At 47.5% G+C, this 23,111-nt stretch carries 14 protein-coding genes; 8 read left to right on the top strand and 6 right to left on the bottom strand.

The window, feature by feature from the left end:
- Positions 1-27 precede the first annotated feature (27 nt).
- On the bottom strand, positions 28-9,765 hold the full coding sequence (locus tag SG35_RS15545; protein ID WP_044834866.1) for a LamG-like jellyroll fold domain-containing protein: 9,738 nt from the start codon (positions 9,763-9,765) through the stop codon (positions 28-30).
- Between the two features lie 347 nt (positions 9,766-10,112).
- On the opposite strand from SG35_RS15545, the gene SG35_RS15540 reads away from it, so the two are divergent.
- Positions 10,113-10,787: a hypothetical protein gene (locus SG35_RS15540; protein WP_044834867.1), complete on the top strand. Its 675-nt coding sequence runs from the start codon at positions 10,113-10,115 to the stop codon at positions 10,785-10,787.
- A gap of 84 nt (positions 10,788-10,871) precedes the next feature.
- Here the strand turns inward: SG35_RS15540 and SG35_RS15535 are convergent, their stop codons facing one another.
- Both SG35_RS15535 and sbcB read right to left on the bottom strand, forming a co-directional pair.
- The gene (locus SG35_RS15535; RefSeq protein WP_044834868.1) at positions 10,872-11,738 is read right to left on the bottom strand and encodes an NAD(P)-dependent oxidoreductase; all 867 of its coding nucleotides are present in this window, start codon (positions 11,736-11,738) and stop codon (positions 10,872-10,874) included.
- Between the two features lie 113 nt (positions 11,739-11,851).
- The gene (gene sbcB / locus SG35_RS15530) at positions 11,852-13,291 is read right to left on the bottom strand and encodes an exodeoxyribonuclease I (protein ID WP_044834869.1); all 1,440 of its coding nucleotides are present in this window, start codon (positions 13,289-13,291) and stop codon (positions 11,852-11,854) included.
- A 321-nt stretch (positions 13,292-13,612) separates the two neighbouring features.
- Here sbcB and SG35_RS15525 point away from each other — a divergent pair, with 321 nt between their 5' ends.
- The 3 genes from SG35_RS15525 (at position 13,613) to SG35_RS15515 (ending at position 15,489) form a co-directional block, all read left to right on the top strand.
- Positions 13,613-14,527 carry an Ssp4 family T6SS effector gene (locus tag SG35_RS15525; RefSeq protein ID WP_044834870.1) on the top strand — a complete coding sequence of 305 codons (915 nt, stop codon included), beginning with the start codon at positions 13,613-13,615 and terminating at the stop codon, positions 14,525-14,527.
- Positions 14,527-15,000, top strand: a complete 474-nt coding sequence (locus tag SG35_RS15520) for a hypothetical protein (protein ID WP_044834871.1) — start codon at positions 14,527-14,529, stop codon at positions 14,998-15,000. Before SG35_RS15525 ends, SG35_RS15520 begins: the two co-directional genes overlap by 1 nt.
- A gap of 111 nt (positions 15,001-15,111) precedes the next feature.
- Positions 15,112-15,489, top strand: coding sequence for a hypothetical protein (locus SG35_RS15515; RefSeq protein ID WP_044834941.1), 378 nt, complete (start codon positions 15,112-15,114; stop codon positions 15,487-15,489).
- A gap of 99 nt (positions 15,490-15,588) precedes the next feature.
- Here the strand turns inward: SG35_RS15515 and SG35_RS15510 are convergent, their stop codons facing one another.
- Positions 15,589-15,885, bottom strand: a complete 297-nt coding sequence (locus tag SG35_RS15510) for a SymE family type I addiction module toxin (RefSeq protein WP_044834872.1) — start codon at positions 15,883-15,885, stop codon at positions 15,589-15,591.
- 519 nt (positions 15,886-16,404) lie between these two features.
- Between SG35_RS15510 and SG35_RS15505 the strand changes: the two genes are divergently transcribed.
- Positions 16,405-17,265, top strand: a complete 861-nt coding sequence (locus SG35_RS15505) for a restriction endonuclease (protein WP_044834873.1) — start codon at positions 16,405-16,407, stop codon at positions 17,263-17,265.
- A 188-nt stretch (positions 17,266-17,453) separates the two neighbouring features.
- Positions 17,454-18,281: a hypothetical protein gene (locus SG35_RS15500; RefSeq protein WP_044834874.1), complete on the top strand. Its 828-nt coding sequence runs from the start codon at positions 17,454-17,456 to the stop codon at positions 18,279-18,281.
- Between the two features lie 372 nt (positions 18,282-18,653).
- Here SG35_RS15500 and SG35_RS15495 read toward each other — a convergent pair whose 3' ends face one another.
- Complete coding sequence (locus tag SG35_RS15495; RefSeq protein WP_044834875.1) at positions 18,654-19,727, bottom strand: NAD(P)/FAD-dependent oxidoreductase; 1,074 nt, start codon at positions 19,725-19,727, stop codon at positions 18,654-18,656.
- Positions 19,728-19,788: 61 nt separating this feature from the next.
- Between SG35_RS15495 and SG35_RS15490 the strand changes: the two genes are divergently transcribed.
- Positions 19,789-20,712: a LysR family transcriptional regulator gene (locus SG35_RS15490; RefSeq protein WP_053043303.1), complete on the top strand. Its 924-nt coding sequence runs from the start codon at positions 19,789-19,791 to the stop codon at positions 20,710-20,712.
- A gap of 136 nt (positions 20,713-20,848) precedes the next feature.
- On the opposite strand, the gene SG35_RS15485 is transcribed toward SG35_RS15490, so the two are convergent.
- Entirely contained in the window at positions 20,849-21,871 is a 1,023-nt protein-coding gene (locus SG35_RS15485; RefSeq protein WP_044834876.1) for a hypothetical protein, read from the bottom strand.
- Between the two features lie 420 nt (positions 21,872-22,291).
- Here SG35_RS15485 and SG35_RS15480 point away from each other — a divergent pair, with 420 nt between their 5' ends.
- A complete protein-coding gene (locus SG35_RS15480; RefSeq protein ID WP_084692909.1) occupies positions 22,292-23,107 on the top strand; it encodes a substrate-binding periplasmic protein in 816 nt (271 codons plus the stop codon).
- The last annotated feature ends 4 nt before the right edge of the window (positions 23,108-23,111 follow it).

Below are 23,111 nucleotides of genomic sequence, written 5' to 3'. Positions count from 1 at the left end.
TATCGTGTCTCAGTGAATTTTTATGGTTTATACCAGGCCATAATAATCCCTGAACAGGTTGACGATATATTGCTTGCTCTGGTGATCGCCAAACTCAGGCAAATACAGGTTGACGGCATTGCGTACCCGGGCATCGAGCTGGCCACTGGTGAGATCATCGGCGTAAACATAAGGTTCGAGCAACCTCAATAACTGGTGGTTACTGCCGAACTTGCTGCCGACTTTCTGCTCTGTGGTGGTTTCCCCGGAGGTCCCGCTGGCCGGCGGTAAAATACGGCTGACATAGGAGACCCGGTGCATGATGCGCCAGGGTTTGGACTTTTCGTTCTCCCTAAGCGGCACACCCGGTTTGAGTACCTGGCGCAGCGCTGCCGCACCGGGATCATTACTTTCCCTGAGCCAGGCCTGATCTATCACCATTTCCCGCAAATAATCAAACGAGGCTTCTTTTGGCTGCAGGAAGAAGGAATAGAAGCGGTAGGCATCAACTTTCCCCGGACGGTTGATGGCCGTCCCCGGGGTATAGAGGCCATGCGGGGTGCTGATATCGTTTTCAAGATCATAGGCGGCATCGCCGACTTCTGCCGCGCCGTAAAAACTGCGCTCGGCTTCGTTGATGGTATAGAGCTGCAGATCATTTTCACCGGAGACATTGGCGGATAAACTGAAGCTGTCCTTACTGGCTTTAGATTTAGTGGTGGATAAATTCAAGCTGGCATCCACGCTTAACCCCAGGCCGATATCAAAGGCAACGGCGGTTAATACGATATCGGTTTTAAAGCCTGCCTTGGCGCTGAACTTAAAGTTGAACTTGCCGGTATAGGAGTTTTTCACCTCTTCGGTATAACCCGAGCTTTCCTTATACATGCCGCCTTCGGCGGTCCAGATATAGCGGTTGTAAAGGTCCACCGCAAATGCCAGTTTCGGCGGCTCGTATTGCTGGCGGTTTTGCTCACCCTGATCGGAACTGCCGACAATGGCATCCGAGTTCTGCCGGGGCAGTCCCCCCAGGTTATAATCAAAGGTCCTGAGTTTGCCGTTATCCCACTGATTATACTGCTCCTGGATTTGTGCCTGGTTATCGTCGATTTCCTGAATTAAACGATAGGTTTCCCTGGGTTTGAAGTAGCTGTATTCGCCATATGTGGCGGCCTGCGGGTAGCTGGGATCTTTGATCAGTACAAATTGCGAGTCCTGGCTGCTAAAGCCCAGTTTACCGTCCAGGGTGCCTTGTTTGGTGTATTTGGGGTTGATGGGGAAATGTATGATATTCCTGTCGCGGGGAATATCCTCATTGGGCACTACGCTGTAACCCACCAGAGCCTTATTGCGCTTTATCCTCAGGGCAAAGAGATCGGCGGTTAACGACTCCACCAATGCCGTGCCCAGGTTATCCGGCTGGAAGCGCCGCTCGGGGGTCAGGTAAAAAGACTGCTTTCTTTCCTGCTCGCCGCCCAGGCTTTGCTGTAGTTCCTGGCTCAGGCTTAAGTTGGCGGACAGGCTCTTGCTGGCATCAAAACCGCCGCCAAAGGAGGCATTAAAGCCGAGGTTAAAGCGGGACTTGGCCTTGATCACTTTCAAACTCGGGCCAAAGCCCAGCGGCGAGAAGTTGTTGGAGGCATCCACCGTCGGCCCTATGCCAAAGTCAAAGTTAATGCCGACCGAGCCGGAGTCGGAGCGGCTTCGGCCCCAGCTGTAATTGTCGCTTTCGCTGGTGCTGACCGCTACCGAGGTTGCCCCTTTATAATCACCGCCGGTAAGATTTTCCCCCGGCACCGGCGGCGCACCTTCGATAAAGCCGACAATCTGCGGATCTGTCTGTACCTGGCTTAACCACTCGGTATAAAGCTCTGCCACCGGCTGTCCGGTATAAATTTTCAGTTCGCCGTCATCGACATAGGCATAAGCCCCTTTATACAAACCGCCTTCAACTCCGGTAGAGCCCTGATTGGCCACGGCATAATAGGCGACATCCAAAGGCGAGTTGGTGTTGACTTCAATATGCATCGGGGAGTTGGCATCGAGGAAAACATTGCGGATAAAGGGCGCGTTATAACCCACAGGGGCCACAGACTGACTGACTACAAGATCCATGTTTTCGGCATTGCTCGGCTCGGTAACGGTCAGGGCAAAACCGTTTGCCGCCTGGTTAAACACCTGGTTGTCGACGGAGCGGTTGAGATCGTAATGTAACAGCAAATCCTGGCTGCTGCCCGGGGTCGCGGAAAAGGCGGCTTCGATAATTTGCTCGTAGCTGCGCACCGAACGCCATAACCTGAGATCCCCTAAGTGACCGCTGCAGTAATGGTTTTGATTGCTATCGCGGCCAAGCTGTAAGCCGATTATCGCCTCAGTGCCCGGGATATGATCAACAGCGACACTGTCCAGTGCGCTTTCCTTGCCGTTGACATAAAGGTTGATGCCCTGATCGGCGCTGCCCAGTTGCCAGTTAAACCCGGCAGCCGGTGTGCCTTGGGCGCCGGAAAAGTCCAGGCTGAGCTGATCGTTTTGCCGGTTGGCGGCAACCCCGCCGGCATTTTCCGAGAACGGCCACCAGGCGGTCAGTCCTTCTTCGTTGCCGGAAATCAGGGTGTTTTGATCTGCCTTGGCCCGCAGCAAGGACCAGAAAGCGGCCTGGTATATAATACGCGAGCTGCCGAGATTGGCCATTAACTCTAAAGCCGAGTTATCTTTCTGGTTGAGGAAATTAGCACAGTAATGTTTTTGCGGGCTGTCCAGCGCCAGAGAGGGCACCTCATCCCCGGCATCTAGGTTATAGACCTCAAGGTTTACCGCGACGATATATTGCGAACTGGCGGCGCCGCTGGTGTCACCGCTTGTGTCCGGCAGACTGGGCACGGCAAAGTTGTCTATGGTGTAGTTGCTGGAATTATTGAGCCTGAAGCTGGTGCCGTCGGGGATCAGCGAGGTCAGATCTGTGGCGGAGCCGACATTGGTGCTGCTGGCATAAATATCATTGAGGGCGGCGCGGGTATTGACCGCCTGATCTATGCTGACAAATATCCGGTAGCGGGTATTGTTTTGCAATACCGTACCGGCGGGCAGCTTAGTGATAAATTCCAGGGCATCCTCATCATGAAAACTCAGGGCAAGATTGCCGCTGGTATCGACAAACACTTTAAAGTTATTGCCTTTGCGCATCAGCAGCTGATCGACATCTTTACGGGTATTTTCCAGGGAAAAGGTGAGATCTATGGTGGTATCTCCCTTTAAGGCAAAGGTGCCGCTGCTATCGGCGACGTTAAGGTTACGGGCGCGGGGGGCCAGCTCCAGCCCGCCCTGTTTTTTCATGACCACGGCATAGTGGGCCAGGCTGTCAAAGGCATAACTGTTTTGCGACTGGAACTGCTTGCCCGCATGCTGGAAGTTGAGCTTGTATTTGAGCGGATCGCTTTGCGGCACCAGTTTAAGGCGGATATCTGCCTGGCGGTTTTGCGGATCCCTGTACGCCATTAAGGTCTGGGCAGAGCCGGTTAATTGCGGCAGGTACCAGGCCTCCAACGTCATATCCTGCAGGGCGTTGATCAATACCCGGCTTTGCTCGTCCGCGGTGGCTTGCAAATAGTTAGTGCCGTTAAAGTTTAAGCCCTTATCTACCTTGTCCGTGGTCCAGCTGTTGGCTTTAAAGACCGCATCCGGCAAGGCATTGCTGACATTTTCCAACAGGTTATTGGCGGGGGAAATACTCGATGCCGGCACCACGTACACCAGGCGGCTGCCAAGCTCCAGGCCGTTGGTATCGGCTTCGGTGATCACACTGCTGTAGTCATAACTTTGCAGATCCAGCGCCAGTGCGCTCAGGGTTGAGGCCTTGCCGTTAACTACCGTGGCAAATTTACCCGGCGATCTCGGCACATCGCTCCAGGTTTCTGTCAGCCCCAGGGCGCTGTTGACGATATTAAGGTGACATAACTGCGCCGAGCTGCCGTCACTGATGCTGATCCGGGTATGGTTATATTCGGTCTCGGTGGATTTTGCCTGGACATAGGTTTTTTCCTGGTTGCTTGTGCTCAGGCTATGGACGGCGCGGCCGGTGGCGGTGCCGTAATAAGCGCTGAGGATCTTGTTGTTGAGACCTTTAAAGAAGACCTCGACCCCGCCGCTGCTGTTGCGTTTTAGCGTCGGGACGGTTTGCGGCCGTATTTCATTGAAGAAACCGGCCTTGGCGGTTAACCCCCGCTGATCTGCCGCCACTATCGGCATCATAAACTGGCTTTCGCTGTTATAGTTTTCCCTGGCATCGGTTAACTGCTGCAATTTCACCGCATAGTCGAAGTACAGGTTAAGCATGATGCCGGTCACCAAAAGATGGGGGTCGACCCTGAGACCGGCGCCGTGGGTCGGCGAGGCGTTAACATACTGATAAATACCGCTTGGCCACAGCAGCTGCTGGTGTCCGCCGTTATACTGGGCCGCCAGCCGGGTAGACTCACGTGCCCAGCGAAACTCGCTTAACTGCAGTAAAAAGGTCTGGTAGTTTTGCTGCTGGTTGATATCTTCGCTGTTAAACAGCAGTTTGCCCATGGCATCGGCATTAAAGCCGGGGTAAAGGCCGGATAAATCCGCACTAAGCGCCATCAGGCTGCCGTCCAGGCTGGGGGCGAGCCTGTTGCCGCCGGCATCGTCGGGATCCACCAGGAAGACCTGCTGATAGGCGGCATTGAAGGTGTCGTTATTGCCAATCAGTTCGCTTAAATCCAGATTGCTTTCATCGTCAAAGTCATAGTCCAGATTTACCAGGTAATTAAAGTTCAGCTCCAGCATGGCATCGCGGCCAAACGCCAGCGGTGCGCCGCTTTCATCCAGGGTCAGCAGGAAGTTGTTTTGCCTGAGCCAGCCGATGCCGAGATCATATTTGGCTTTTAATGCTTCGACCTGGGTTTCCAGCTCCGCCAGGCGCTCGAGCGGCAAGCCCTGGCCGCCGGTATCCAAGGCGGGCAGGGGCAGCCGGGTGCCGACATTTGCCAGGGTGCCGTCAAGATCAACAGCAAAATCTACCGTCGCCAATTTAGTATTATTGCCCTGACCGACGGCGGCGGTGAGCATCATACGGCGGTCACTGAGTACATTGGTCGGCTCGCCGTCTCCATTCATGCCATCTTCCTGTACCTGGTAATATTCGAGATCAAATCCCAGGTAATGGTTGATATCGCTCGCCGCCGGGGTGTCGTGTAATTTATACAGGCGCTGGACCAGGCCGGTACTTTCATATTGATTGGCGGTTGAACGCCGCCATAAATCGTCAGTGCTCAGTGGCTGGCCGTTGGCACTGCCGGCAACCAGAGTGGCAGTGTGTTTCTTGCTGCTGTGATCATAAATTTCGCTGCCACCGCCTTCATTGATGCTGTAATAGGCTACCAGGCCGGGAGCATTGGGCTGGGGCACGATATTGACGGCATCGAATAAAATTTCATTTTCCAGCGCCAGCGACCATAGCTGGATGTCATCCACCTGGCCCAGATCCTGGCTGCCGCCGCCAAGCTGATATTCGCCGCTGCCGATGCTGCTAAAGGGCAGGGCCGGCTTGGCTTCGCTGCTATTATTTAGTGCCAGGCTGACCCCGTCGCGATAAATAATGATCTCCCCTTGCTGGTAAACAAAGGTTAACTGGTGCCAGTTTTCATCCGGGATCATCGCGGCTACGCTGCGCTGAACCCCGCCGTATTCGAAATACAGGGTATTATTGTTGGCTATCCATACCGCCAGGCTGGCATGGCTGTCTGAACTTATCAGCCAGCGGCTGCTGTCGCCGTTTTGCGGCAGCAGGGATTTAAGGCGCAGCATCAGGGTAAATTGCTGCGGCTTGCCGTTATTGGCCGCGCTGTTGGCGGGATCGTACCAGGGGTTGTCCAGGCGCAAGTGGCTGCCTGAAATCAGCGACAGGGCATAACCTGCCGAGCCGGGTTTACCCCGTACCGGGATCAGGGGTAAACCGCTGAAGGGATCCAGCCCCGGTCTGTCCTGGTAAATGCTGTCGCGGTATTGCACATCCGGACTGGTATAGTAGGTTTTGCCCCGGGTGTCGAACAGGCCGTTATTATTGCTGGGCAGGCTGAAATAACGCAGCAGCTTGCGTTTATTTTCCAGCGCCATAATCGACCAGCGGGACTGGGAGCCGGTAGAGGTCGGTACCAGGGTGACATCAAACTGGCCATCAAAGAGATCGTCAACGAAGGCCAGCTCATGGCTGGGTTCGTAAAAGAACTGGCCGTTGAGATCCCTGACATCTTTTGAGTCTTTACTGTTAAAGGGCCTGACTTTGTTGCGGCTGCGTTGGTACCTGGACTCAAGTTTCGGTGTCAGGGTATCGCCACTGAGAACAAAGCGGTCAAGCAGCAGGGTGTTATTGACGATCGCCTTGTTGTTGCGCCTGGGCACGCTGGCGTCGTCTTTGGACTTGGCCTGGCGGCATAAAATCAGGTAGTCGCCGTCGGAAAGCAGTTTAAACGGCTGGTTCTCGCCGAGAATACCGGTGGAGCGGTTAAAGACCGAGATGCTGTAGTTGTCTTCCCGGGGATCTTCCGGCTGATCCTCAAAGACATAGTTATCCACTATGCTGTAACCCACCTGGCTGAGTTCGGTGGGGAAAATTAATTGTTTCAGGGCCGCCGGCCAGTAAGAAACATCGGTGCGTATCTGGCTGTTGTCCAGGGTGCCGCTTCTTAGCTGCTCCGCCGAGCGCTGGTTACGTTCGCTGTTGCTGACAATTTGCGGGGCAACGGTGGCATAATAGTAGCGGCCGTCACTGGCCTGGGCCAGCAGCACCAGCTGGTTTTCATGCTGCACCATACGCACCTGGGTATAGTGGCCGTTATCCAGGTTGTAGGTTTTGGTGAGGCGGTTGAGCAGGTAAGAGTTGTCCTGGTTTACCAGCTGTTCGATGCTGATATTGTCCAGGGCGGCGTTGTACAGGTATAAGGGGCCGATCCTGACAATTTCATCCGCTTCCCGGGACAACAGCTGGGCATCATCAGGTAGCGGATTATCGGCAAAATGCGTGGAATAACTTGGCGCTCCGATAATGCCGTAACGGGTAGAGCCTGAGCCGAGCGCGCCCTCGTGGGGATCGGCAATTTCCCGGTCCAGATGGCCGTCGATATACAGGCGTTTAAAGCCGTTGATGCCATCGTAAATGGCGCAGATATGGTGCCACTGGCCGTCGTTAATGGCCAGCCCGCTTTCCAGGGTATTGAGGAACTGGCTGTCGGCCTCGTTGGCATCGATCACCTGGTGTCCCTGGGTGACTAAACTGGCTTTGCCCTGGTCGGTGATACCGAGTTCATAATAATGGTTCTTGCCAAAAGATAAAATAACACTGGCGGAGGCCATATTGTCCGGTACCTGTACCCAGCAGGCAAAAGACAGCTGGCTGATGCCGGCGCTTTGATCTTGCACTAAAGGTGCGGGCAACATTACCTGGGGCTGGGCGCCGCCTGCCACCAGGTAATGCAAGTCGTCATCGGTATTGATGTCCATCTCAACAAAGCGGGCGTGGTTATCATTGCCGGACTCGTCAAGCAGGGTATTGGCTTGTTGCTGTGATTTTTCAAAGCGGGTTAATTTAAATACCAGGCCGTTGCCTTGGGTATCCGGGCGGTCTTTTTTCCGCCAGGCATTATGCTCGGACAGCTCAAGCGCATAACGTTCAAAGCGTATCGGGCCGATATCGCCGTCGAAATAGACAGGGTTTTCACCCATCAATAAATTACTCTGGCTGCCGACTTTTAGTCGGGCGTTGGCATCTGCGCCGCCCGGGCGGTCGATATTGTCAAAGAACTCGGCGGCTTCGACCGCGCCGTCGAGCATGATATTGATTTGCCGGGTAGGGCAGTCGAGGTTGAAGGTGACAAAATGCCATTGGTTGTCATTGATTGCCGTGCTGCCGGTGAGCTGGATCATGCCGCTGCTATGTATCAGGTTAAGATGCAGGTTATGGCTGGTTTGATCGACCCAGGCCTGCATAAACTGACTGTTGTCCATGGAGATCAGGATCTGATCTGAATTTAAGGTTTGCGGCAGCCTCAGCCACAGGGAAAAGGCAAAAGACTCATAGTTTAAGTCCTGGGACAAGGTGAAGTTGTCGACGATGTCCAGATAACTGTTTTGGCTGGCCACGTTTTCAAGAAAGGGAAAATTGCTGCCGCCGATACGCTCGCTTTGCCGCTGGAACCCGGAGAATACCGCATCGTGCTGGTGGCCCGAGCTGTCCAGCACCCGCTCGTCGCTGAGGCGGTCAAAATGATAATCGAGCCAGAAATCCCGGCTGGCGGGGCGACTGCCGGGTCTTTGCGCCATCAGCGCCTTGATTTGTGCCGGCGATAGCAGATCCCGGCGTACTATCACCCGGCCGATATTAATATAATTGGAGCTGGTGGGGCCGAGATGAACCGCGCCGCTGCCGTCGTCTTCGCTGCCGGCGCCGATAAAACCGACCCGGTCGACGCCGGTCCCCAGGCTGCCGTGGTTGCTGTGTACTCCTTCGGCAATATCGATTAATAAACCGTCCAGGTAGATTTTCTTGGTATGGTTGTCGCCGTCATAGACGGCGGTGATAAAGTGCCATTGGCCGTCATTGATGTTATGGCCGCTTGCCGGGCTTTGGTCGTGAATATCCCGGGTCTCGCCAATCTGCGCCGCCGTGGCAAACAAGATAGCGCCGGTTTCCGTGCCGAAGGGGGCATTGACGGACAGGCGGAAATATTCGCTGCGGTCGAAAGAGACGATGATTTCTTCTTCGTTATCGCCGTTGATGGCGGGTAAATTGCTGGGCACCCGTACCCAGGCGGCGACGCTGAGGTAGTCCAGGCTGTCGGCTTCGGTAAATTTCAAGCTGCGGTCGATCTGTACATAATTGCCGTTACCGTTAAGCTCGGCTTCAAGGTAGTGAAAGTCGGTGCCGGCGACCCTTTCGGTTCTCGGGGTAAAGTTGTTTAAGGTATTTTCCAGCGGGATCTGCGGATGTGCCGGATAATTGGAAACTACGGCGGCGTTGTTATTGGTAAAGCTGTCCTGTTTAACATCCAGCACCTGGGGATTTTTCAGCCGCTCCAGATCTTCCAGCATCTGCGCCCTGATTTGTTCGGCGCTGGCGGCACTGGTATCAAAACGCAGGTTACCCAGGCGGGCGCCCGGGTTATGGAAATTATTTTGCTGATCCGAGCGAAAACTCATTTCCACCGGTGCATCGTCAAGCAGAGTATATTCGCCTGTGGCGGTGGTTTTGGTGATTTTCAGTTCGCCGTTGACATAAAAACGCAGCGCGTCATCCCGGGTTTTGGTGACAGTAAGATAATGCCAGTTGTTATCGGGCAGGGCAAAGCTGGTATAGGTCCAGTGGTAACCGCCTTGCGGAGAATGGTAGCTGATATAAACATACAGGGTATTATTGGAGGTGGTTTCATAGTCAATGCTAAAGCGCCACTGATCGTTTTGCTTGAGCAAAAAGGGGATGGTCCAGAAACCTAAGGTTTTGGCATCCGCCCAGCAGGACATAGTGAAATTGTCCAGGTTGGGCACGTGATCCAGTACGCTGGCTCCGGCGGCACTGCCTGACCAGCCATTGCTTTCCTGGGAGGGTTCGATATAGCGGATGTTGTCGCTGCATATGGCATTTGTGCCCGGGTGGCGGTATTGGATAGCTCCCTGGCTGTAATGACCCTTGGTGATGCCTAATACTGAATGATTACTGCCGCGGCTGACTACTTCGTTGCTGTGATCCGAAAAATAATAATTAAGTAGACTCATCTTCTTTTCCTTAAGTATGAGAGCGAAAAAAGTGCGCAAGGCAGGAGCGCGGAAAGAATAGTTTTTTAAGGATAGGAGCAAATATTTAAATCACACTTCTATTTTGCTCTTTTTCAGGTGAGAGAAAATCCTGCTTTTTTGAGGATTTTTTCCGGTTGATTGAACGCTGATATAACCTTTAAAAATTTTCGACTACACTTGTGCAATATTCATGGACAGACATTGCAGATAAAGCAACTCAGGGAATGAATGGTGAAATCAGGCGCAGCTTTTTCAACGGCGGTTTTCGGGCATTTACGCGTTAACTTTTATGGTATTTTCTCAGCCGGGTAAGACCGGGAGGGGTTATGTCTGAAGAGCCGAAATCTACCATAAGCACTTTACTTATTACCGGTTTAATCGCCCTGATGGGCACCATAGGCGGCGGACTGATCAAGGGCTATTGGGATAAACAACTGGCGGATCAGAAGCTGAATTCGGATCTGGTGATGAAAGCACTGGAATCTGAGGTTGCCTCTGAGCGTCTGGAAACCCTGGCTTTTATGATCAATACCAAGCTGATCAAGGATGAAGAAATAGGCGTGGCCGTATTGTCTTATCTTGAAGAAAAAAAGGATTCTCCCGAAGATATTCCGCAAATGCGCCCCAATATCACCATGATGAACATGGAAGAGGGGCAGGAGCCCACGGAATGCCTGGTGCAGTATCGCCATACCCCTTGTAGCGGTATAAAAAACATAAGCTTTCAGCCGTGCGAAGACAGGCTTAGCTGCGTGAAAATACAAACGGTGCAGTCAATGCAGGAATGTAAGTTGTCCGCGATGATGGCCTGCAACAACACGCAGCCTGAGCAGATAGCATCTAAAAGCATCTTTGCCTTTTACAACGGTGAACAACTGGCCTCCCAGGGGGAATTTGATTTTTGCTTGTCGTATGCCAACAGGGCGCAGGAGTTTAATCACTGCCGCGAGCAAGATAAACCGGGCAAGGTTTCAACCCTGGCTAAAAAAGATCCTGAGTAATGCCGGGCTGCAATAAAAGTAGCGGATAAAACAGATGTGGCGGACGCCGTTATTGAACGCCCGCAGCTTTACCGCCAGGTTGGCTTATTTTTGTAACCGGGTGAGCAGGCTTGAGGTATCCCAGCGGTTGCCGCCACTTTGCTGTACGTCGGCATAAAATTGGTCCACCAGAGCCGTCAGCGGCAAGGTAGAGCCGTTTTTACGGGCTTCGTCCAGGGCGATGGCGAGATCTTTACGCATCCAGTCAACGGCAAAACCAAAGTCGTATTCGCCTTTGATCATGGTTTTATGGCGGTTGTTCATCTGCCAGGAGCCGGCGGCGCCTTGGCTGATCACTTCGATCACGGCTTCAACATCCAAACCGGCATTGCTGCCAAAATGTATCGCTTCTGCCAATCCCTGAACCACACCGGCAATACAGATTTGATTCATCATTTTCGCCAGCTGGCCGCTGCCCACCGGGCCAAGCAGTTTGCTGAACTTGGCATAGGCATCCATCACAGTGTTGACGTTAGCAAACTGAGTTTCATCACCGCCGACCATAATGGTGAGCTGACCGTTAACCGCACCTGCTTCGCCGCCGGATACCGGGGCATCGAGAAAAGCCAGGCCTGATAACTTTGCCTGCTCGGCCAGCTGGCGGGCAACATCGGCGGAAGCGGTAGTATGATCGACTAAAATAGTGCCTTTGCTCATGCCTGAAAAAGCGCCATCTTCCCCCAAAACCACAGAGCGCAGGTCGTCGTCATTGCCGACACAGACAAAAACAATATCAGCGCCTTCAGCGGCCAGTTTCGGGGTCAGGGCCATTTGTCCCTGATATTGCTCTGTCCATTGCTTTGCCTTGGCCTGGGTACGGTTATAAACCGTGACCGCATAACCTGCCTGTTGCAAATGGCCAGCCATAGGGTAACCCATGACACCTAAACCGATAAAAGCGACTTTTTTCATTGTTTTATAAATCCTTGCTAAGACGAATTTGCTGTTTTGTTCGGGTGCAGGCCTTGTTTGCCATCAAGGTAACAAACAAGCGCACTGGTATTTTGCTATTCTTGATTTCGGTACTAGCTCTGTACGTACTGGAACAGGGCTTTTAGCACCGCCATTTTTTCCGGGTTATTCTCATGCTCCATTGCCAGGTTTTCCAGCTTCATCATATACTCGTCCAGGCTTAAAATACCCTGGCCGCCGTATTGCAGTTTATTGCTGCTGTACTGCTGCCATTTTTGCAACTCTTCGCTGGTTAGGGTTAACGGGAAATTGCGGGCGCGATAGCGAAACAGCAGGGTAGGCAGGCGAGGGTCCTGGAACTGGAAATCATGGCCCGCCAATTGCTCCACCGGCATGGCATGTAATACTTCCATTTGCGCCTTGTCGCTGGCGGAGAAAAACTCACCGCCGTAAAGGGCATGCTCGGCATCCGGCGCTTCTTCACCCTCAAAATCCGGCATAAAGACATCGCTGAGTTTGTCCCGCAAGGCGTCATGGCCCTTGAGCTTGGTTAAGTTTGCCAGACACTGTTCACGGGGAATGTTCAGGCGGGCGGCATTTTCCGGCAGCAAGGTTTTAGCCGGCGAGACAACGGGGCACTTATTGATATGGATAAGTTTGACCGGGATAGGCAATTCGCCTTCGGCCAAATCCTGGCGTTTGGTGTATAAACGCGCTTTGATATCTTCGCTGCTCAGGTTTAATAACGGCTCGGGATCTTGAGCCAGGTCGACGGCAATAACGGCATTTTTATTGGTAGGGTGATAGCTCACCGGAGCAAACCAACTGGTGCAGCCATGCTCTGACGAAATCCGGCTGGAGGTGTGCACAATCGGCGTCATATTATAAACATCAATCAGCTCCGCCACCTGGCGTTTATTTTTGAGATTAAAAATAAAGTCATAGAGTTTCGGCTGCTTCTCTTTAATGAGTTTTGCCATGGCGATAGTGGCATAAACATCACTCATGGCATCATGCGCTGCTTCATGGCTGATGCCGTTGGCTTTGGTCAGTAATTCCAGGCGGAAACTGACCTTACCTTCATCGTTTGTCGGCCAGTTAATGCCCTCAGGGCGTAACGCGTAACAGGCGCGTACCATATCGATAATGTCCCAGCGGCTGTTGCCGTGCTGCCATTCACGGGCGTAGGGGTCGTAAAAGTTACGGTAAAACATGTAACGCGTAACCTCGTCGTCAAAGCGAATGTTGTTATAACCGGCTACACAGGTGTTGGGCTGGCTGAAAAGTGCATGGATACGACTGGCAAACTCCGCCTCGGTTAAACCTTCGCGCTGCGCTTTTTGCGGTGTGATGCCGGTGACTAAACAGGCCTCTGGTTGTGGCAAATAATCTTGTGGCGGCTGACAATAAAACACTTCCGGTTCGGAGATAATGTTGAGATCTAAGTCAGTGCGGATACCGGCGAACTGAGAAGGTTTATCGTATTTAGGCGACACTCCCCAGGTTTCATAGTCATGCCACAAGATGGAAGGGGTATTTGAGTCGTAGGTCATATGGTTTTTTGATTCTTTTTAAGGGATCATGTTTGCAGTAAAAAGTGAGCTAAATGATCGGCCAATGTGGTTATTTTTTAGAAAATAGTCACGGCAATAATGGTGCTGATTATCGCCGCAGACGAGCTGTGAAGCAATAAGGAATTGTTATGCGGGCATTAAAAGATCACATATGCAATTTTCAAACGATTAGTTGGCAAGGGAATTTCCTTTAATCTTATATTCACAAAACTCCTCAACAGCTTTTAATTTCATTGCTATCACATATAAAAACATTTAGCCTGTTTGTTTAATGACCATTTTAAGGCAAAGGAATTGCTGATGAATATTCATATCAACCCAAGTTATAACGAACGACTGCTCAAAGATAAACTTGCACTTCAGATAGATCAAAACAAATTATTCAAAGAAATCGATAGTATCCATGAACTTCATGGTGCTGCTGTTATTTATATTGATAGTGCTCTCAATATTGTTGAACTTAGACCTTTTAATCCTGTATGCCGCGTGAATCCTGTTAAGGTTGTTTTACGGGAACCTCCTAAAGACATGAGTCAAGTGCAGTTTTCTTCTCATTTAAAATACAGTCAGGGAAATGTAAGGGAATCTGAACTGATAAAAGAAGTGGCAGGTACGGTACTGAGTTGTGGCGCAGCATTTCTTGGATGGTTTGTGGTGCTTGGCAGTGCAGGTGCTATACCGTTAACAGGCGGGGCGAGCGGGGCGGTAACCTATCTTGCCGTATCGGCTAGTGTCGCGAGTTCATTACAATGCGCAAATGGCCTTTATAGGACAGGTAATGAAATATTTGATCAAGAGCAAAATGATTTTCTCGATTCACAAGAGTGGTATCAAAATGCATCAATCGCTCTTGATGTTATTTCTGTTGCCGGTGCTGCGGCAGCGGCTGCTGTGACAATAAAAACAGTAAAATTATTACACCTTAGTAGTGGAAAGTCTTATGCTGAAATTTTAAAAGGCTTGTCCAGGGCTGAGAGGAAACGCCTTACCCATGAGGCTATCAGGATGAATCAACCCGGTATTTCAAATAAGCTACTTAAAGGTTTAGTGCGAAGTGGTGTTTATCCCAAACGCTATGCCGCTATACAAATTACCAATTCGCTGCAATTACAGCTTAAAGATGCTATAGGTGCAACCATGAGTTTTGTTGGCAGTGCCGTATCAGGTAATGTTAATTCGCTTGCCATTGGTATTTATGAGGAGTTGGAGCAGTAATGTCAGAATATAAAGACAATGAAATAGTTGGTTTACTGCCGCCGAGAAAAAACATTGGCCTTTTTCTATTGACCACTATGCTGCTTATTGCCGGTACGGGGATTTCTTTATCGATTATTATCAATACCTACTATAAATTATCTGCACAGTGGAGCCTTGGTTTACTTGCCGCGCTCGTGATCTTTTTCAGTATTACAAATTTTCGAGTGATTAAAGGCTCATTTATTGGTGCTAAGGTGCTGAAATATTACGCGATAACTTTAGTCGTTATTTGTTTGCCTGCATTATTGCTACAAAGCACAAATGCAGCCTTAATCTTCTGTTTTATCGATATATTGATATTATTTGCGGCAATTTATCTACTTTCGGGGAAGAAGTATGCGGCATTCGTGCAATACCAACGGGACTTTTTTACTGATATTCAAGAAGCAAAGGAAGCTGTAGAAAATGAATTAGGCAGGAAAAGCAATTAGCAGCCGCAACATCACTAAGCTTACGGCCGCCGCAGTTTCTATGGGGGTAAATAGTTATACCAAAAGAAATGCTGGTTCTCAGTATGATCAAATAATGGCATGGTTAGGCATATGAGTGAATTTGAATCTTTAATGTTTTCATTTGGACTGGCTGGCTGCTTTATTTCTATGATCTTGTACATTATTTTCGGTCAAGTGACCGTAAAAAGGCTTAGAAAAAATAGTGAAACAAAAAATATATTAGGAGTAGAGTATGCGAGTGGCTGGGATATTATTAATGTTGCACAAGCATTATCAATTCCAAGAAGCTGGCGGCGCAAACTAGAAACCAGTTCATTGTCATCACTATATGCAAATTCAGAAATACTGTATAAACATACGACCAAGATAGATAGGGTATTAGCTGCAATATTTTATTGGCTGTTAACTCTTTCTGGTACCATTATGATCTTATTGGTTATTTTTGATGCGTTAAGTCTATTTGATTAACTAAATACTATTGAATTGCAGATGTTCAACATTGCATCTCGGCCATACAAGCTGTTGCGCCTCCTTTTAGCACAACAGCTTAGCTTTTCCTTTACGACACTAGCCCTCAGTAGCCCGGTTAGTATCGACCGTGACCTCAGATTGCTTAGGTGTGATGACTATTTCTCCCTGATTTACCGTAATAGAGGTTTTTTCTCCAATGGGAAAACCAGCTAGTTTGAGCCACTTTCCCCTGAGCACAATACAAGGTTCAAGCTTTACCGGCACATAGTTAATACCTATGCCGCGGCTTTTCGCTGCCGTGCCACAAATGGTTTCCTGCACGGTAAGTTGCCGATAAATGGGATATTTTACTTTTGCCGAGCCTGGCTCTGACGTATGATGATATTCAGCCATGACGTTCTCCGAGTAAGTTCGTTGTGGTTAGCGACCTCTGGGTGTGACAGCACTCAGGGGTTGCGACTTTGCTTGCTACTTTTAGTGCAGCGGTTAACAGATAAGGTGTATTGAAATAGCGCTCTCCTTTTTGGCTTGGATAGCACTATTAATAAAAGACCAATTCACAAAATAAGTCAGGTTATGTTTGTATATTGTTTTAGGCCTATTTTTCACTATTGTATGGAGTTCTGTACAACTGCAAGTCACTAGAATCCTTTGTGTTTTACTAGGTCATTTATTACCTGAAATGAGGTAATAAATTTCAGCCAGGATTGTATCTGATTTTTGGGTGTCCAGAATTGTGGCCAACAAAAAATAAACTTAGATTTATTTAAATTTAATCTGACAAATTGATAAATCGAGGCATACCTAAACTGACAAAAAGCAGGCAGGTAATATCTATAGCTCTAAATGTATTATCTATACCTTACAAAGTATAGGTAAAATATTTTTATCTAATACCATTGGACCTACTCTATGAAAATTGATTTTTCCCAAATCTCGTACGAAGACCTTGAATCTATTGCCGAGGATTTACTCGTATTGAAAGGCTTCACTATATCCTCTCGTTCAGCACGTGGTCCAGATCGTGGAAAGGATATAATTGCTGTTCGTGATACGACTGATGACATGGGGATAGTCGAGAGAGAAGTGTATCTCGTTGAATGTAAACACTTTTCATTGAGTGGGCGCTCTGTGCGTGAAACCGATATAGGCAATTGGTATGCAAAAATGCAAATCCACGGTGCAAATAAATATCTTTTGATCACCAGCAGCACAGTTAGCGAAACTGTTAAAGATCAGCTGGCTGCAATGACAAAAGCTCCTGCTGACGTTCGCAAAGCAGCATTTTGGAATAAATCGGATCTCATAGAGCTTCTCCAACAACATGAAAAGGTGCGCAACAAGTATTTTTTTTCATGGGAATCAGAAGCAGATGCGGCCGCAAATTACCTTTACAATCATCATTTCTCTGCCCATCGAGGTGCAATATGTTGGTGCCCTGGCATTACAGTAATATTTGGAAACGATGGATACGATCCCGAGGATGGAGAACCATTTAATGATGCCAACCAGCGTTCCCGAGATGAGGTCGTACAATTAAGACGACAACTAGAAGCTCGTGGACTTGATGAACTGGCGTTTGGAAAATCCCAATCAGGTTATACTTGGGTAATTCTCGTAAGGCATGATGACACAGAAGAGCTTCACAAGTTAGTCTGGACGTGCTATCCGACGGGTTCATCGAACAATCAAGCGCAGCACAATCAAACATTCGTTCACCTGCATAGCTATTGGCATTTCCCGCATAAAGAGCATTGCGGTGATTGTACATAAGTCTTATAACGCAATGTTTGGGTGCCCATAATTATGTTCAATATGCCAGCGTACTGCACCTTCATTAAGCTATTTTCGTGTAAGTGGCAAGTAATTCAATTCTTGGCTGTCCAGCTTTGTAGGTGTTTTGTTCTTGAGTATTTTTATTGTTATAGTGGCGAAGTTATTTTTTCAACAAAAACAGTAGAATGGACTGGAATAAACTAATTTGGCGTGCTGCAACTTTAGCAACAACATTAACGATATTTTTTTTATTGTTAACTGTCTTAACTTTTTGGGGCCTAAACACATCTGAAAAATTAAACTTTTTTATTGCTATCTTTACTGGGGGAGCAGCTTTAGCTACTGCTTACGCAGCAAAACAAGCAGCGAAAAGTGCGGAAGTTTCAGAGCGAGCCTCTAAAACGTGGAAACATCAGATGGCATTGGATGTTGAGTTGAAGGAGGCGAAAAAAATTAAGGTCGCACTTATGACTTATTACAGACATTTTATTAATGAAGCTCATAAGTATCATAGTTTTACTTATTCAGAGTTAGTTTCTGATTTAGAACATTATAAAAAAACGGATCCAAAAGAATTCAGTAATTTCATACATAAATATTCAAGTCAAAGCAGCGCTCTATGGTCGGAATTAGAAGCTGCTTTCGATGAGGCCAGTTTTGTTAAGCACGATTTTGAAGAGTTAAAAAGGTACAGAATTAGTCAGTATAGACACAATGCTTCTTGTGAATACTTAATGGTAAGCTTTTTAAAGCCTAGGTTAGAATTTGGGAGTCCTGAACTCAAGCAAGCTATTACTGGTGTATATAGAGTAAAAGATTGGAATGATTTATATTTTCGTAATGAAAACATTATGAAAGTACAAATAGAAATTAGGGATGATGATGAAAGCTTTAAGTCTATTGATGCTTATTGTGATCTTTTTGAAGATGTTGCTCAATGGCATGTCCAGATCGCTTCCCGGATTGATAGGAGGATAGAAGAAATTAAAAATAAACTTAGTACCGAACTATAGATATCAATTCGTATTCAGCTAGGCTATCTAATTTGTGAATATAAAAGTGTGCATCATATCTTTTTATAGTGAAATAATCGCTTTATATAACAGATTTTTAGTGTGGTTGGCGACTAATCATGCCATAAAATGGAAGGGGGATTTGAGTCGTAGGTCATTTACCTTTGTTTATGCCGATTAGTTTAAGCGTCCGTATAGGACGCTACTGATAGAAATATCTTTGAAGTCTGAGTGGCTGCAGCAGCTACTTTGAAATATGCGTTATGATGTTACCTACATTAGTCAAACTAGCTACGCTACTCTAACTGGGGGTTAGCATCACTATTTTGCCACTTGTAGCTGCGAACATGTTTTTTGAAATAAACGGAGTCATTAATGAGGATTCGGCTCAGAGCCAAGCCCCTTGTAAATTTTACTAATAAATAAATCCTTTTGCTTAATGCCAATTAAAAAGTTTAAGGTTGTCACGGCAAAGGGCAGCTGAAAAACACCACTTTTTTGTCCCGTTGGTATCAATGCCATTAATGGGTTGCGTTTATAGCCCTTATATGACTTTCCCTTGAGGGTGTTAACAATCACTTTTGCCAGATAATTGCCTTGTTCATGGGCAAGGTAGCCTAACTTTGCTTCACCGACATCAGCGATATCTCCTAAGGCATATAAGGTCTCCTGGCCTATAACCTCTAGCTTTTCATTGACCTTAACATAGCCATGATCATTTAAAATGTGGGCTAATCGGGGCTTTATAAATTCGTTATTGGGCAGGGTGCCTGTTGCTTGAAAAACCAGATTTGCATCACTCGCAACTCCGGTATTTTCATCAATATAGCTATCACCAACTTTTGTATACCGGGCATTAAACATTACCTTTACGCCAAGGTTTTGAAGTTGCTCTAACGATTTTCTTTGGGTTTTTTCTTTAAAGCCGTTTAGCAGCGCATTGCTGTTGTGAGCCAAGGTTAACTCTATATTCGGCATGGCATATGCGATTTCACCGGCAAGTTCCACCCCGACAATGCCTCCGCCGATAACCAATACCTTTTTAGTCATTTTTAGCTGCTGATAAACATCTAGCAGCTCATTATTACGTGAATTAATATCCATGGCCGTATCAGGTTTCGCTACCGACATACCCGGATAGCGGGTGCCTGAAGCGATAATCGCGCGCTGAAACTGTATTTCGGTGCCATCGACTAATGTTGCTGTGTCTGGCGTTAGTTCTACTACGCTGCTTTGAATAAATTGGCCGGTAAGAAAGTCTCGGTATTTTTTTCTTGCTCTGTTTTGTGTTTTTCGCGGATCGGTAATATTGCGCAGGGTAGCAAAGGTAACTTCAAAATAATCTTTTTTGTCAATGAGGGTTGTTTTTACGCCTGATTTTTCTAATGCCTGGGCTACGGAAGCGCCTGCAAAGCCACCGCCAATAATCAATACTTCTGTTTTCATTTCTTACCTCTACGCTTAAAACCATTTTGCGGTATATTAGTCGGTAGCATTTTTGCGGTAAATGAGCGAATATGCGATGCAGGTGTGCATTTTTGCAGAGATGGTGATGGATAAATGGAATGAACTTAGAACGGCTTATAAGTTAGCCCAGTTAAAAACGCTTAGTGCGACCGCGCAGGCGTTGAGCGTTCATCGCTCTACGGTTATGCGACACGTTGATGCCCTGGAAGAGAATTTAGGCGTCACATTGTTTCAACGCAATGACAAAGGTTATATCCCCACCGAAGCCGGGTTGGAAATTATGCGCTTAGGAGAAGTGACCGATAGCCAGTTCTCTCAGTTAACGGCGCGTTTAAAAACTAAAGAGCAAACCTTGGCAGGTAAAATCACCATCACCTGTGTGGCTGAGATCGCCGGTATGCTAATGCCTTCCATTAAACAGTATCAATGCCAACATCCTAAAATGCGGATTGATATTATTGGCGATCTCAGAAATTTTAATCTCGAATATGGCGAAGCTGACCTGGCGGTTCGTGTCGGGAGCAAGCCTGAGACCCCGGATAATGTGCCATTTTCGCTGTCAGAAATTAAACTGGGCTTGTGTGCAAGTAAAAACTATATAGAAGATTTCGGTATGCCCAATGAACGGGAACTTGCTCAGCATAAATTTATTGCTTTAAAAGACAGGCCCGAACATTTGCTGTGGAACGAATGGATTTATCATCATGTGCCTGAAGAAAATATTGTTGTGTCAGCTTCCAGCCAGCAGATCTTAACGCATGCCTTATTTACCGGTTGTGGTATTGGTGTTTTGCCTCAGGAAACCATCAATAATAACCGAGATTTAGTGGCACTGTCTCTTGGTGAGGAATGGAGCATACCCGTTTGGGCGCTGGTACATCGTGACATGGTGAAAATGCCAAAAATCAGAAAGTTTGTTGATACTTTATTGGCGCAAGAAAAGTGGACAGTAGATCTGTTTTAGGAAGTTAATCAAGTCAAAAACGGGCACCTTCAAACGGGCGCCAGTGAAAAGTTAAGCCCAAATCTTATGAGGTGGTGGCGTTTCTGGCGACGGTCAAGCTGACATTTATAGCGGGAAGTTTTTCCTATTATCAACTTTACCTGAAAGTGCAGGTTTTGGGCACAGAGCTGGCTTTTTTTTCTTTATCTATCCACTTGGTTAAATAAACCAGTTGTTCCTGTTGCTTTTTCATACATGATTTATTGTTCTCAGATGTATCAAATGCCGAATTATAATGATGTATCAGGGTATTACATTGCTTTTGGGCCTGATAAGGCTCGTTTTCTATATAGGCTTTTCTCTGCTTCCACCTTTTAATAGGCGCATAGGCGGCATCGGTAAAGTTTGTTTTGCAAGACTCTGTACGCATATAGGTAAATAAAACTCTCAACGCGCCGGTAGCAAATGCTTTTCCGTATTCACCTGAATCAATCATATTTTTTGTATGTTGGTCGAGATAGCCGGTAATAGCATCTTGCAGGCCTGCGCCAATGCCATATTTTTCGCCATTAAGTGACGATAGCAATGCCCCGCAACTGACACTGGTAATTGAGCTGTGTACCTTGGTTTTGGCCAGGGTCAATGCGCATGTTTCCGCATCCACCAGGTTTTTTATACATGAGTCCTGGGCTAATTTTTGGCATTGAGTATAACTGCCGCAAATCGTTTTTGGAAAAGGAGGTACGGCACGCTGCGCAGGCAAATTACAGGTACGGCCATTAAAAAGCTTGTTTTTGTTAAGCGTTGCCCATGTCTTATTTACCCTGGCGGCATAAGGCTTTTCATTTCGTGCGCAGCTGTTATATTTTTGCTGGGCAATATTGCGTTGTATCTTTTTTTGTTGATAGTGATAAACGGAGGTTATTTTTATGCCCTTGTTTTTATCAAATAAAGGCTCGCCTTTATTATTGATAATGGCGTAACAGAGGCTTGGTGAAGTATGTGTAGGTAATGAGAAAAAAAGTGTTTTCCCTGTTGCTTTTGTTTTGGCAATAAGGTGATTTTTTCTGTCTATCAGCCTGAATATTTCGTTTGTTTCTTTGCTGAGTCCAATCTCTATACCTGTAGCTTTTTGCAGCGTGTATTCGGGTTTGACCGCACAGCCTGAAAATAAGCACATTAGTAGTATCAAATAGATAGTGCGCATAGCTGTTCCCCCTAACAGCGTTCATTAAGAGCATTTACCGTATTCATTTTCACGACTACTTATTTAAAATCTAACGGTGATAAATTTAGCTACGCTGTAACAATAGCGCTGATTATGAATAAATCCAACTTATCTTCGCGAGTAACGGGCAAGCGGTGTGGACACCTTATTTTGCAGCGAAAAACTGTTAAGTGAGCAGTGTTATGGTGAAAGCAAAACAGAACCAATATCGGCAATGCAAGTGAAAGGGAAATGTATGGTCAGTGGGGGTTGTGTGCAAACTGAATGCATAAGCGTTGTCTGATGTGGCTACTGATAGTTAATGTTAATCTCACTTAAGCCCGGTAAGGGGGGGATTTGGCCATTTAGCAGAGCAGATAACTGACATCTGAAATGAGCTATACTCTTGCTTGTTTTAGTATTTATTTACCATTCAATGAAAATTTCATTCATATGCACCCGCGATTATTGCTCTACGTATTGTTAATGGTGGCCTCTTGCTCAGTCATTGGAAAAAGTAACTCTCTATCAGCATGTTACGCAGACTGGCCTCCCTACAGCTATCAAGTGGACGGTAAGCCCGCCGGGATCTCAATAGAAATCTATAACGCCATATTGCAACGGGCCAATATCAAGGTGAGTTACAGCAAAATGCCCTGGGCCCGGTGCAAGGCCGAGTTTTTAGCCGGTAAAGTTGATCTTTTAGTCGACGGGGATGTTTCAATTCCAAATTCTCTGCATATTGAACGAGGTCCGGTTTTATGGATATTGATTTTTTGGGTTCATCAGGACAGCCAATTTGGCGATTTCAAGGGCTATGTGCAATTTGAAAATCAATCCGTTGGTTATGTACGAGATTATGGCTATCCTAAAGACTTTATAGAATATCAGGGCTTTGGAGAGAAGTATGATGTTTTAGATGATTTGCAGGGCTTAAAAATGTTAGCCAAGGGCAGGCTACAAGCTTTTTTCGGGGACGTAATAAGCAGTACCTTTTTAGTGAACAGACATCAGCTAAAGTTGAGTGCGCTAGGGCCGGCCATGAAAATCAGGTTTTTGACGCTGAGTTTTGGCAAGCAGCATTTAGCGCAACACACTGATTTCAGAAGGGCATTTATGAATATGTTAAATGACGGCAGTATTGATGGTATTTACCAAAAACATTTGGGGATGACATATCATGAACTGCTTGAAAAATATGATGACTGATCTT

Origin of the sequence: Thalassomonas actiniarum (genome assembly GCF_000948975.2) — a bacterium.
Taxonomy (GTDB): Bacteria; Pseudomonadota; Gammaproteobacteria; order Enterobacterales; family Alteromonadaceae; genus Thalassomonas; species Thalassomonas actiniarum.
The sequence above is the reverse complement of the archived record's forward strand: the minus strand, read 5'-3'. Positions and strand labels throughout refer to the sequence as shown.